Annotated in this window: 13 protein-coding genes and 1 pseudogene; 5 read left to right on the top strand and 9 right to left on the bottom strand. The window is 68.8% G+C overall.

All coding sequences use genetic code 11. The features are described 5' to 3' along the window. Window positions 1-184: pseudogene (locus ABT296_RS37910) on the bottom strand (hypothetical protein); the annotation flags it as partial. A 270-nt stretch (window positions 185-454) separates the two neighbouring features. Here ABT296_RS37910 and ABT296_RS37905 point away from each other — a divergent pair. The 3 genes from ABT296_RS37905 to ABT296_RS37895 all read left to right on the top strand — a co-directional run bounded on the left by ABT296_RS37905 (window position 455) and on the right by ABT296_RS37895 (window position 3,786). Beyond that, a complete protein-coding gene (locus ABT296_RS37905) occupies window positions 455-1,015 on the top strand; it encodes a Dps family protein (RefSeq protein WP_351934601.1) in 561 nt (186 codons plus the stop codon). Between the two features lie 977 nt (window positions 1,016-1,992). Then, complete coding sequence (locus ABT296_RS37900) at window positions 1,993-3,192, top strand: hypothetical protein (protein WP_351934599.1); 1,200 nt, start codon at window positions 1,993-1,995, stop codon at window positions 3,190-3,192. 159 nt (window positions 3,193-3,351) lie between these two features. Next, entirely contained in the window at window positions 3,352-3,786 is a 435-nt protein-coding gene (locus ABT296_RS37895) for a hypothetical protein (protein WP_351934597.1), read from the top strand. 32 nt (window positions 3,787-3,818) lie between these two features. Here ABT296_RS37895 and ABT296_RS37890 read toward each other — a convergent pair whose 3' ends face one another. From ABT296_RS37890 to ABT296_RS37875, 4 genes are all read right to left on the bottom strand, one after another. Then, window positions 3,819-3,980 carry an SMI1/KNR4 family protein gene (locus tag ABT296_RS37890; protein ID WP_351934595.1) on the bottom strand — a complete coding sequence of 54 codons (162 nt, stop codon included), beginning with the start codon at window positions 3,978-3,980 and terminating at the stop codon, window positions 3,819-3,821. Window positions 3,981-4,133: 153 nt separating this feature from the next. After that, the gene (locus ABT296_RS37885) at window positions 4,134-5,333 is read right to left on the bottom strand and encodes an RNA-guided endonuclease InsQ/TnpB family protein (protein ID WP_351934594.1); all 1,200 of its coding nucleotides are present in this window, start codon (window positions 5,331-5,333) and stop codon (window positions 4,134-4,136) included. An 18-nt stretch (window positions 5,334-5,351) separates the two neighbouring features. Continuing rightward, window positions 5,352-5,885 carry a hypothetical protein gene (locus tag ABT296_RS37880; RefSeq protein ID WP_351934592.1) on the bottom strand — a complete coding sequence of 178 codons (534 nt, stop codon included), beginning with the start codon at window positions 5,883-5,885 and terminating at the stop codon, window positions 5,352-5,354. 72 nt (window positions 5,886-5,957) lie between these two features. Next, window positions 5,958-6,317 (bottom strand): hypothetical protein, encoded by a 360-nt coding sequence (locus ABT296_RS37875; RefSeq protein ID WP_351934590.1) that lies wholly within the window; start codon window positions 6,315-6,317, stop codon window positions 5,958-5,960. A gap of 601 nt (window positions 6,318-6,918) precedes the next feature. Here ABT296_RS37875 and ABT296_RS37870 point away from each other — a divergent pair. Next, window positions 6,919-7,467: a DUF4760 domain-containing protein gene (locus ABT296_RS37870; RefSeq protein ID WP_351934588.1), complete on the top strand. Its 549-nt coding sequence runs from the start codon at window positions 6,919-6,921 to the stop codon at window positions 7,465-7,467. A gap of 188 nt (window positions 7,468-7,655) precedes the next feature. Here ABT296_RS37870 and ABT296_RS37865 read toward each other — a convergent pair whose 3' ends face one another. Further along, entirely contained in the window at window positions 7,656-8,303 is a 648-nt protein-coding gene (locus tag ABT296_RS37865) for a helix-turn-helix domain-containing protein (protein WP_351934586.1), read from the bottom strand. Window positions 8,304-8,444: 141 nt separating this feature from the next. Here ABT296_RS37865 and ABT296_RS37860 point away from each other — a divergent pair, with 141 nt between their 5' ends. Next, the gene (locus ABT296_RS37860; protein WP_351934584.1) at window positions 8,445-9,431 is read left to right on the top strand and encodes an alpha/beta fold hydrolase; all 987 of its coding nucleotides are present in this window, start codon (window positions 8,445-8,447) and stop codon (window positions 9,429-9,431) included. Window positions 9,432-9,524: 93 nt separating this feature from the next. Here ABT296_RS37860 and ABT296_RS37855 read toward each other — a convergent pair whose 3' ends face one another. The 3 genes from ABT296_RS37855 to ABT296_RS37845 form a co-directional block, all read right to left on the bottom strand. Continuing rightward, window positions 9,525-9,962, bottom strand: coding sequence for an IS5 family transposase (locus tag ABT296_RS37855; RefSeq protein ID WP_502977435.1), 438 nt, complete (start codon window positions 9,960-9,962; stop codon window positions 9,525-9,527). 37 nt (window positions 9,963-9,999) lie between these two features. Then, window positions 10,000-10,617 carry a GNAT family N-acetyltransferase gene (locus ABT296_RS37850; protein WP_351934582.1) on the bottom strand — a complete coding sequence of 206 codons (618 nt, stop codon included), beginning with the start codon at window positions 10,615-10,617 and terminating at the stop codon, window positions 10,000-10,002. A 492-nt stretch (window positions 10,618-11,109) separates the two neighbouring features. Continuing rightward, window positions 11,110-11,291 (bottom strand): DUF4394 domain-containing protein (locus tag ABT296_RS37845; RefSeq protein WP_351934580.1); only part of this gene is annotated, 182 nt, incomplete at its 5' end.

Below are 11,291 nucleotides of genomic sequence, written 5' to 3'. Positions count from 1 at the left end.
CCTCACCCTGCATGCGCATGGAATCGGCATCCCGGGTCGCCTCGACCGCCTTCGCCGCGATCGCGTCCGCACTCTCGCCCTCGAACGCCCCCTCGCCGCCGCCGTCGTCCGAACCGCAGCCGGCCATGCCTAAAACGCAAATGCCGACCACAGTCATCGTCGCGACCCGCCTGGTCAAACGCATCCTGTGCTCCCTTGTCCGCCCCGTGGGTTCAATGGGTTCTCTGTCGAGCGCGCCACTCCAGTGGTGTCGGCCACGCCGTGATCGCGCGTACCCCGCACTTCGTGCCGAAAGCCTGGAATGTCGCATTCCGCAACGGGTTGCAGGTGTGGCGTACGCGGAAAGGGCGGCTGTCACCGCAACGGCCGGGGCCGTGCGCTGCTCACAGTGATGAAGGGCCTCGGATGGGGTACGTGAGAAATCCCTGTACATCGCACAGAAAGCCGTCTCGTCATGACCAAGAACGACGCTCCCCGCTACACCGTCCCGGGTCTGTCCCTCTCCGACGCCGAGAGCGTGATCGGGGAACTCCAGGGCCGGCTGCACGCTCTCAACGATCTGCATCTGACCCTCAAGCACGTCCACTGGAATGTGGTCGGCCCGCACTTCATCGCCGTGCACGAGATGCTGGATCCGCAGGTCGACCGGGTCCGGGACATGGCCGACGACGTCGCAGAACGCATCGCGGCCCTCGGCGGCGTCGCCAAGGGCACCCCCGGCGCACTGGTCGCCGAGCGGGACTGGGAGGACTACAGCGTCGGCCGCGCGGACGCGATCGGCCACCTGGGGGCCCTTGATCTCGTCTACACCGGTGTTCTCACCAGTCTGCGTCAAGCCGTCGAGAAGGTCGGCAAGCTCGACCCCTCCACCGAGGATCTCCTGATCGAGCAGCTTCGTGACCTCGAGAAGTTCCAGTGGTTCGTCCGCGCCCACCTGGAGAGCTCCGGCGGTACGCTCTCCACCGCCGGAGCGGATTCCGAGACCGACGCCGCCACGCAGGCGACCGGTCACTGACCACTGAACGCACCTGGTATTCACGGACTCCGGGCCCTGCGGCAACACCCCTCTCCGTCGGCGGTACGCCGAGGGCCAGGACCACCGCCTCCGCACGGAGGGCATGACCGTGGAGGCCCGTGCCGTGCCGTACCTGATCACGGCGGCCGTGCTTGGGCCCGAGAGCGTGGTCGGGGGCAGTCGCCTCCGCCGAAATCGCCACTGTCCGGGCCGCCGTCAAGGGTGTCCGAGCCGGCCGCGTCGTCGAGGTCGTGCCGGGGCGTAGTGCGGTCACTGCGGCTTGAGCGGTCCGCTGAGCCCGGGCTTGTTGTCCTGGGCGGTGCGGGCCGCTCGCGCGCAGTGGATGCACTGACGACGGACACCCGGTGGCGTGTGCGCCTGTCCTCGTCGGTCAGGGCTCGGGTTACGGTGTCGCGGCAGTGACGGGTGAAGCGGCGCCAGGGGCGCGATGCGCTTTTGGGTCAGATCGCCGCAAGGGCGGCCAACGCCGCCCACAGCGGTATCCAGGCGATCGTCCACATGCCTGGATTCACGGAGGGCAGTCCGGGCACCGAGCACCGCGTGATCATGGCATGGAGAGACAGACCGAATGCCGTGATGAGGGCGGCCGTCAGCTAGGGTGTGCGATATCCGCCGAACTCGCTGCGCAGTGGCGGACGACGGGAGTGGAGGACCTTGCGGAAGCGCGAAGCGGGGGTCCTCCAGCAATTCGTACAGCGTGGCTCCCTCGTGCCGACGCAGGGTTGTCACGAGTGCGCCGCGTACCGGGTCCTTCTGCGTCCCGAGGCGTCCGCAGGGCACATTGATCCGGCCTGCCTCGTCAATCTCGGCGTCGCCGGCCAGGCTCAGCAGGCGGACGGCCGTTTCCGCGGCGTAACTCTGCTGCTGGGGCGAGGCGTTGTCCCAGGACGGACCCAGACACCACGCCGCCTGGATCGGATCCACGCCCGCCTGAGCGGCGGGTCGTTCCGCCAGGAGTGATCGAGTTCGAGGATCGTTTCTCCGGTGAATTTGGCCTGCTGAATGGTCGAGCCGTCCTGCGGGGGCTTGGCTGCGAGGCCGAATCCATGGCGTCACTGGTGGCGCGGGCGCAGGAGGTCTTCATGAGCGGCACGGCAGGCGGCGGGGAGTCCGGTGAGGAACCCTGGCTGACAAGAACCCGTCGGTGGTTCGGTGCGGCTATGCCCTTCAGGGCCTCTCGTGCAGAGATGGGGCCGTGGGAGCAGAAGGAGGCCCTGCGGGCAAGGATCACCGAGTTGGAGGCGATCCTTGACGCTGCGGCCGTTCGGGCGTTGGCGTGCGAGGACCGTAGGGACGTGGCGGACTCGTACGCCGCCAAGGCGCGAGTGGAGCTCGAACAAGCGCAGTCGGCACTCGCGCACGACTCGCATCCGCGCATGCGACGGGCTGCGCATCTGGGTGTCGCGCAGTCCCACGTTGATGCCGCGATGAACCTCATGGTCTGGATGGCCTCCGGCGAGGACATCCAGGCGCTGCTCCCCGACATGCTGGCGCTCATCGATGAGCACTTCCAGTCCGGGGACCCACGGCGCATTCGAGCCCACGACATCGCGCGCAGGCTGCAGCACGATGAGCAGGGCCAAAACGGGCTGAGGAGGGGGGAGCGTGCCTTCCTCGCCGAGACCGTCAGCCAGGCCCGGCGCCTTCTGCGCAAGGAGACCCTGCGTGTCCGCAGCTTCGTGTCGATCGTGGCGGCAGTGACGATTGGCCTGTTCATCGCGGCGGTCGGTGTCGCGGTGATGTCGTGCATCTGGGAAACCGCGATTCCGCTGTGCTTCACACCGGAGATGGGTGGTGGAACCTACAGGGTGGTCTGCCCTTCCTCGTTCAGTGAGGATTTTCCCCTGCCGCCCACTGCGGACCAGATCGCCGCCACCGCACGCACCCAGGACTACCTCATCATCGAAATCGTCGGTGTCCTGTCCGCCGCCATCGCCTCCGCGGCGGATCCGGGGGACGGCACTGCCCTACAACGTGCCGGTCGTGCTGGCCTTGCTGAAGCTGCCCACCGGGGCCTTGACCGCAGGGCTTGGACTGCTGCTCATGCGGGGTGGTTTCGTCCCAGGTCTCAGCGCTCTCGACTCGTCCGCTCAGATCATCGCCTGGGCCATCGTCTTCGGCTACTCGCAGCAGCTGTTCACCAAGTTCGTCGATAATCAGGGCCAAGCGGTGCTGGATGCTGTCCGTGGCCCGCACAGTCAGCCTGGCGGGGCGGGCTATCAGACGAGTCCGTAACCGGCCAGACCAAGGTCAAACAGCAGCGAGGCCAACGAGAATCATCCCGAGACCGCCGGGGTTCCTGGCAGGCTGGGGGCATGGCATCCCTCGACGATCAAGAACTGAACACCGCGATCCAGAATGCCGACTCGTCGGCCTGGTCCGTCCGTGGGACGGCTGGGCGGCAGCTCGCGGGTTCGGACAGGATCGAGGAACTGGCGGACGTCATCCACCGCCTTCTCCTGGATGCCCAGGACACCTGGGTCATCCAGGAAACGGCCGAGGCATTGCTCGAACGCAAAGACATCATCGGCCTGCGCTGTGTCCTACTGGCCTACAGCCAGGCGGGCAACTACGACGCCATGGACCATCTCGGTGCTGCCCTGGACTGCAACCCCGAATGGATGACGACCGAAGGCGCGGACCGACTGATCAAGCAGTACCGAGAGCTGACAACGGACCCGGACACCGGGGTCCGCAACGAAGCCCAACAGACCTTGGCGAAGCTGCGGCCACGCGAGGAATGGGCGTGAGCCTCAGAGCCGGACTTCCAACTCCCGGTTGATCAGGGTCGCGCCGCGGCCAGTCGGCCGAGGTGTTCGAGGAACTCCTGGAGACTGGCCGCGACCACCTCAAAGTCGTCGAACCAGGAGGCCGTGGTCGATCTCCAGATCCGCCCGCTGTCGCCGATCGCGAACAGATTCCCTCCTCCGTTGCTCGCGAACACCAGCACGATCGGTTCGCCGTCGATTCCCGGCGAGCCGTACTCCTGTCCCGTACCAGTCGGCGCCGCTCCGGCCAGGTGGAGTAGGCCTCCACCTCTCTCAGGTTCGCCACGAGTGCCTGCTTGACTTCCTCCCCCTCCTGAAGGAGGGGGTTCCTACGGCTCGCGCTGTAGGGGTTTCTGCTTCGTCGCCGACTGCCCGCCCGGAGTGCTCCGTTGAGGTCTTGTACCGGCTCCACAGACAGACGCCGTCAGCCCGACGGCCAGGATGTTCTTCGCCGCGTTCACGTCCCGGTCGTGGGTCGTCCCGCAGCTGTCGCACGTCCATGTGCGGATGTTCAGCGGCATCCTGTCCTGCAGGGCGCCGCATGCGGAGCACAGCCTGGAGGAGGGGAACCAGCGGTCGACCGCGATCACGTTGCGGCCGTACCAGCGGGCCTTGTACTCCAGCAGGCTCCGGAAGTCGGCCCACGCGGCATCGCTGATGGCGCGGGCCAGTCTTCTGTTCTTCAGCATGTTCCGGACGGTGAGGTCCTCGATCACGATCGTTTGGTTTTCACGAACGAGCCGAGTGGTGAGCTTGTGCAGGTGGTCACGCCTGCGGTCGGCGATGCGGGCGTAGATCTTGGCGACCTTGCGGCGTGCCTTGACCCGGTTCGCTCCGTCACCCCGGGCTTTGCGGGACAGCTGCCGCTGGGCCTTGGCGAGGCGGGTGCGGTCACGGCGCTCGTGCCGGGGGTTGGCGACCTTCTGCCCGGTGGAGAGCGTGAGCAGGTGGTCGAGGCCGACGTCGATGCCGACGGCTGCATCCGTGGCGGGGAGCGGCTGGACGGAGGGGTCCTCGCAGAGCAGGGACACGAACCACCGTCCGGCCGCGTCCTGCGACACGGTCACTGTGGACGGGGACGCACCCTCGGGGAGGGGACGGGACCAGACGATGTCGAGTGGCTCCGTCATCTTCGCCAGGGTCAGCGTGCCGTCGCGGAACCGGAATGCGCTGGTGGTGTACTCCGCCGACCTGCGGGACTTCTTCCTCGACTTGAAACGCGGGTACTTCGCCCGCTTGGCGAAGAAGTTCGCGAACGCCATCTGCAGGTGCCGCAGGGCCTGCTGGAGTGGAACGGACGAGACGTCGTTGAGGTAGGCGAGTTCCCCGGTCTTCTTCCAGGCCGTCAGCATCGCCGACGTCTGGTTGTAGTTCACCCGCTCCTGCCGCGCCCACGCCTCCGTGCGTGCCGCGAGGGCGAGGTTGTAGACCTTCCGCACGCATCCGAACGTGCGCGACAGTTCCGCCGCCTGCGCATCGGTTGGATAGAAGCGGTACTTGAACGCCCGCTTCACGTGGCTGGTCGTCACGCTTCACACACTAGCCCGTCAGTTTGTGTCAGAGCGAAGCCAGTTGAGGGTGAACGCCGGTTCACGCTGGCGGCGAACCGGCTTTCCCTGTCCTGCTCCGCAGGAGCTTCGCTTCTCCCCCGGCTGAAGCCGGGGGTGTCCACGAAGGAAAAACCCGATGAACCGCTCCACCGTCTGCTCCCGCAGGCGCTCCACGAAGCGGTTGCCGTGTTCCTCGACCAGCCTGCTCACCAGCCATCTCGCCGGAGCCAGAGCGCGGTTCATCGCGTCCTCGGGAGCCACCAGCCCGGCGCCGGCGAGCCATTTGGCGAGTTCGAGTTCCTCGCGTTCGTCAGGGTCGTCGAAGGACACCGGCGGTGCTACGGACTGGGCGTCGTCCGCCAGACGCGGCAGGAGGAGATCCGCGTAGTAGGCCACCGCCACATCCGGCACCGCGCGCTCGAACGACACCTGGGCCAGCCCCTGCGCCAACCGCTCCCGCCATTGAGCGGCGCCGCGCTCGGCCGCCTCCGACGGTGTCGCCCCCTTCTCGTAGTTGAAGATCCCGTGCACCACAACGATCCGTGACACAGCCCCCGCGCCTCCCCATATCCCCATAAGCCCCCGCCTGTCGCCTGCCCCGCTTCATACCCCGGTCGGGGCGGGCCGACCCTGGCGGATCCCGGCGAGTTCCGCGTTGAACTGGGCTCCGGCGAGGAGGGCGAGGTCGGTTATCCACCACCGGACGAGGAAGACGACGCCGACCGCAAAAGAGCCGTACAGGCGGTCGTAGGTGCCCGCGTGTTTCGCGATGCACAGGGTGTGAAGCCGGCGGAGGCCGGGAGCCCCCGGACGACGGCGAGCAGGCCGCCGACGGCCCGGTGCCGCAGGCCGAAGGGCGGTGGCCTGGCCGGAGCGGAACAGCACCAGGACCATGACGGTGGCCAGGCACGCCGGCAGCGGCCACTTGAGGACGTTCCACGCCGCGACGCCGACGGCGTCCACTCCGAGGATCCTCCCCGCGGCGCCGCGGCCAGGGGGAGGCCGAGCAGCGGGAAGCACGGCGGCCGGTCTGCACCGACTGCGGACAGAAGTCCACCGACGACCAGTGGGAGGCGACCGGCCACACCCGCGACTGGAACAATCGCCCGCCTCACCCGCACCTGTGTGAGAACCGCCGACACCTGGCCGTCGCGGCGGCCGTGCGGGGCGAGGCCGATGACCACCAGCGCCGGGAGCGGGAGCGGCTGCGCCAGGAGGAAGAGGATCAGGCCGCGGCGCTGGAGGCCGGCGGCTGGCGTTCCCGCTCTTGCACCTGCCCCTGGACAAGCCGCGGCCACCGGCCCGCGCGGGCATGCGCCCCACGCCGTGTGGGGCAGTCCTCACAGCGTCGTCGGGCGAGTGCCTGCAATCACGCACGCGAACGATCCGCCACGCACCGGCTGGACTTCCCTACGTTTCGCGTCGCGCAAGGACCGGGAAAACAGGACACTACGGACCCCACCGCCCCACCGACGGCGTCTGTCCACTGCCCGTCCCCAACGGGAGTGCACCGCCTTGCCGGCGCCCGGCGAGGTGCAGCCGTCTGCATGATCGGGGGTCCGAGGTGAGCTCATCCACCCTGCTCAACGTTCTCGCCATCACCGTGTCCGTGGTAGCGCTTGTGGCCAGTCTCTTCTTCGGTTCTCGCCAGGTCCGGGCGGCTCGGCACGCCAACTATCTGCCGGCCCTGATGGACCTGCTCGCCGAGTTCCGCACGGCTCGGCTTCACGACGAGTACCAGTACGTGTGCGGCCGCTTGGCGCACGAGCACGATCCGGCCCAGGGCCTGCGGGGCCTGCCCTCGCAGACGCGTGAAGTCGTGTTCAACGTGACCTACTTCTTCCAGACCATCGCCGCGCTGTACGCGATGGGCATCATCGACGAAGCGGCAGCGACTCTGATGGTCCGCCGCCGCGCCGCCACCGTCTGGGCGGCGGTCCAGCCCTTCGTGGAACGCGAACGGCTCTTCGAGGACGTCGACCCCAATCTGCTGTCCATCCTCCAGGCATACGCCGAGACCTGTCCCACGTTCGACGAGCGCCCAGCGGGCGACCTGATCCGCGAACGGCATCGCGAGGCCCTTCACCGCCACTGGTTCCGACGCCACGCGTGATGCTTCCCCGCTCACCCGGTGGCCTCCCTGCCCGCCGCCCGCCTGCCCCCGCACCCGACCGAGCCAGCGCCACCATGTACCGCTACGCCGGACAGGACAACACCGACGCAGCGCGCCCGATGCGCCAGGACGACCGACCTATGTGCAGGTCGTGATGTCGCTGTCCTGCCGGAGCGGGTTTTTGGGTCCTACGGCTGTTCTTCGCGGCCGGCCCGGGGGCGATTCGGCTGGCGGTTCCCGCAGCCGGCGGCTGGAGGGGTGCGCGGCCGTGGGCGCTCGCCCTGGGGGCCGAACATGATCAAGTACTCGACCGGTCCACCGGGGCCGGCGTTCGCCACCCCGTGGGGGGTGCGGGTGTCGAACTCGGCGACCTCCCCGGGGGTCAGGATGAGGTCGTGGTCGCCGAGGGCGAGCCACAGCCGCCCGTACAGGACGCACAGCCACTCGTGGCCGTCGTGGGAGACCTGACGGGGCCGCGCGGGCGGGTCCTTGAGAGCAGGCAGGACGTGCTTGTGGGCGTGCAGGCCGCCGACGTACCGGGTCAGCGGCCACGCCGCCTTGTCGTCGCCGAAGCTCAGCGGCGCCGTGCGCGGCTCGGCCGCGGGGGTGGGTGCGGTGCCGGCCAGTTCGTCGAGGGAGACGCCGTACTCCTTCGACAGCTGCAGCAGCACTTCCAGGGTGGGCTTGCGCCGGCCGGTCTCGATCCGGGACAGCGTGCTGGTCGAGATGCCGGTCGCGCAGCTGACACCGGCGAGCGTCGCGCCGTGGTGCTCGCGTGCGGCCCGCAACCGGGGCCCCATCGCAGCCAGTGTGGCGTCCACGTCGTCGACTGCCACCTGTCCCGCTCCTTCCTGCCGTGCCGCTCCACCGCTGTGTCCTGCGAGTTTGCCACAATGGCAAGCCTGATCGCGTTGGGCGGGTGCCGCGCCGCATGATCGACGGGCAGCCGCGTTCGCCCGCGATCCGAGGAGAAGCCCATGCAGCCCGAGCCGACCGCGAAGCTTTGCCACCGCACCGTCGAGGCCCCGGCCGGGCGCCTGCACCTGGTCGAGCAGGGCACCGGCCCGCTGGTCCTGCTCGTGCATGGCTTCCCCGAGTCCTGGTACTCCTGGCGCCGCCAGCTGCCGGCCCTCGCCGCGGCCGGGTACCGGGCGGTGGCGATCGACGTGCGCGGCTACGGCCGCTCCTCCAAGCCGAAGGCGACCGACGCCTACCGGATGCTTGACCTGGTGGAGGACAACGTCGCCGTCGTGCGCGCCTTCGGCGAGGAGAACGCGGTGGTCGTCGGCCACGACTGGGGCTCCAACATCGCCGCCGCCTCCGCCCTGCTCCACCCCGAGGTCTTCCGCGCCGTCGGCCTGCTGAGCGTCCCCTACGCGCCGCCCGGCGGCCCCCGCCCCACCGACATCTTCGGCCGGATCGGCGGACCCGAGCAGGAGTTCTACGTCTCCTACTTCCAGGAGCCCGGCCGCGCCGAGGCGGAGATCGAGCCCGACGTCCGGGGCTGGCTCGCGGGCTTCTACGCGGCCCTGTCCGCCGACACCATGCCCGCCCAGGGCGAGCCCGACCCGCACTTCGTCGCCCGCGGCGGCCGGCTGGGCGACCGCTTCCCCACAGGGGTCCTCCCGGCCTGGCTGAGCGAGGACGACCTCGACGTCTACGCCGGGGAGTTCGAGCGCACAGGGATCACCGGCGCACTCAACCGCTACCGGAACATGGACCGGGACTGGGAAGACCTCTCCCCGCACCACGGAGCCCCGATCAAGCAGCCGTCCCTGTTCATCGGCGGCGCCCTGGACGCCTCCACCACCTGGATGTCCGACGCCATCGACGCCTACCCCACCACCCTCCCCGGCCTGTCGGGCTCCCACCTCCTGGACGGCTGCGGCCACTGGATCCAGCAGGAGCGCCCCGACGAGGTCAACCGCCTGCTGACCGACTGGCTCGCCACCCTCCAGGGCTGAGCCAGGCGGGCTGCCCGGGCAGCTTGGCGGTTCGTTCGGGGTGGGCGGTGATGCAGCGCATGGCGGTCTGCTCGGTGATGCCGAACAGCCGCATCAGCCTGAGCTGGCGGCTGTGGCGCATGTGCGCGCATGTGAACTGATCTTCGCGCGGTCCCCTTTTTTTCCAGCCAGCAGGGCCGGTGGCGGCTTCCTCGGTGCACCGGCCGCGTGCTGATGTGTGCGCATCGAGGTCGAGTCGACGTTGATGTCCCAGTCGATGTCGCTCACCGCGTCGGCGACGGCCTGGAGGTGGTGGAGCAGGCGTTCCCACGTGCCATCGGCCGACCAGCGCAAGTGGTGCTTGTGGACGGTCTTCCACGGGCCGAAACGCTCCGGGAGTTCTCGCCACTGCACCCCGGTGCTGAGCCGATGGATGATGCCGTTGATCACCTGGCGGTGGTCCCGCCACCGCCCGCATCGGTTGTTGCTCACCGGCAGCAGCGACTCCAGCACGGCCCACTCGGCGTCGGTCGGATCACCTCGACTCATCATGAGCGGCACAACGAGCGACCTGACGCCAGCGGCACGGTCAGGCCGATGCGTGACCAGCTCTTACCGGACGTCCACCGTGCTGGAACCATTCCGGAGCCAGGATCGACATCACTGTCGCGTCCACCCGCTCGCCCTCCCAGAGCAGTGCGTCACGCAGCACGCCCTCGGCGACGAACCCCACCTTCTCGTAAGCGCGGCGGGCTCGCGGATTGAAGGCGTAGACCTCCAGCGAGATGCGGTGCAGCCCCAGCTCCTCGAAGCCGTACCCGACGATCAAACGGGTCGCCTCCGTCCCCAGCCCCGATCCATAAGTGCCGGGCACCAGGCAGATCCGGAAGTTGCAACTTTCGTTGCCCGGGTCCCACTCGTTGAGGACCGCCTCGCCGACGACGTGCCCCGTCGCCAGCTCGACCACGGCAAGGTCCAGCCGGTCATCTTGCTCCCGACGGCTGTCGTACCAGGTATGTATGCGCCCCTCATCGAGTGCCCCGTCGTCATGACTGCCGGTCAGCCGTGATGTCTCTGTATCCAGGAGCATCGGCATCAGCGCGGGCACGTCATCCAGTGTGACCGGCCGGAGCCGCACCTGTTCACCGCTCAGCGACGGCTTGCTGAGGAAGTCCGGGCGTGGAGCAATTCGAACGTGACCAACCATGGCCGCATTGTGTCCGGCCGACCCGTCCGGCGTCCTCCCGATATTCATCACAGGGCCCGTGGTCGGGGAGACAGGCCCGGGGCGACGCGCTCGCCTCCACCCGGATCACCCTCTCCTTCTGGGCGGCGCCGACATCGGTTGCCGACCGGCTGGGCGCCCCCGCGGGAGGGCGGGCATCCGCGGGGGAAGGATTCAGAGCCAGGCGGCCCGAGCGCGCCGCGAACCCCCCAACGGGTACGTCGTCCTCGCTGGGTCAGTCACGCGTTCTTCCAGCCTGATCCACCCTGCTTGTCGCATTTCCTCGTACCCCGCCGCCGTCAGTGCGGCGTGGCGGCCCCGCCTGGAGGACCTGAGTCGGCGCCGGGCGCCAGTTTCCGTACCCTGTGGCCCTGGTGGCCTGAACCGTGAGACTGCGGCACGCAACCGCCTGGGAGGTGTCCAGGCGGTTGCGTGGCTGTGGTGCGTTGCGTGTGAGCCCTGTCGGGGCTGGTGTCAGCGCTGGTTGAGGGGGAGGGCTACGTCGACTACCGGGCGGTTGGCGGGGAAGGTGCCGATGAGACGGGCGCGGCCGGTGAGGATGTCGATCTTGTAGAACTTCTGCTTTCCGGCGGTGGACAGGGTGGCGAAGCCGTGGTTGGTGCCGTCGGAGGCGCGGTAGTAGATGTCGAACCCTG

The organism is Streptomyces sp. NPDC000983, from assembly GCF_040299205.1.
GTDB lineage: Bacteria > Actinomycetota > Actinomycetes > Streptomycetales > Streptomycetaceae > Streptomyces.
Note: the sequence above shows the minus strand (reverse complement) of the source record. Positions and strands in the feature narration are given on the sequence as shown.

What these genes read in the sequence shown, in the direction of transcription:
- ABT296_RS37905 (WP_351934601.1), top strand. Translation starts at nt 455, where the DNA reads ATGACCAAGAACGACGCTCCCCGCTACACCGTCCCGGGTCTGTCCCTC.
- ABT296_RS37895 (WP_351934597.1), top strand. Translation starts at nt 3,352, where the DNA reads ATGGCATCCCTCGACGATCAAGAACTGAACACCGCGATCCAGAATGCC.
- ABT296_RS37860 (WP_351934584.1), top strand. Translation starts at nt 8,445, where the DNA reads ATGCAGCCCGAGCCGACCGCGAAGCTTTGCCACCGCACCGTCGAGGCC.
- ABT296_RS37855 (WP_502977435.1), bottom strand. Translation starts at nt 9,962, where the DNA reads ATGATGAGTCGAGGTGATCCGACCGACGCCGAGTGGGCCGTGCTGGAG.
- ABT296_RS37850 (WP_351934582.1), bottom strand. Translation starts at nt 10,617, where the DNA reads ATGGTTGGTCACGTTCGAATTGCTCCACGCCCGGACTTCCTCAGCAAG.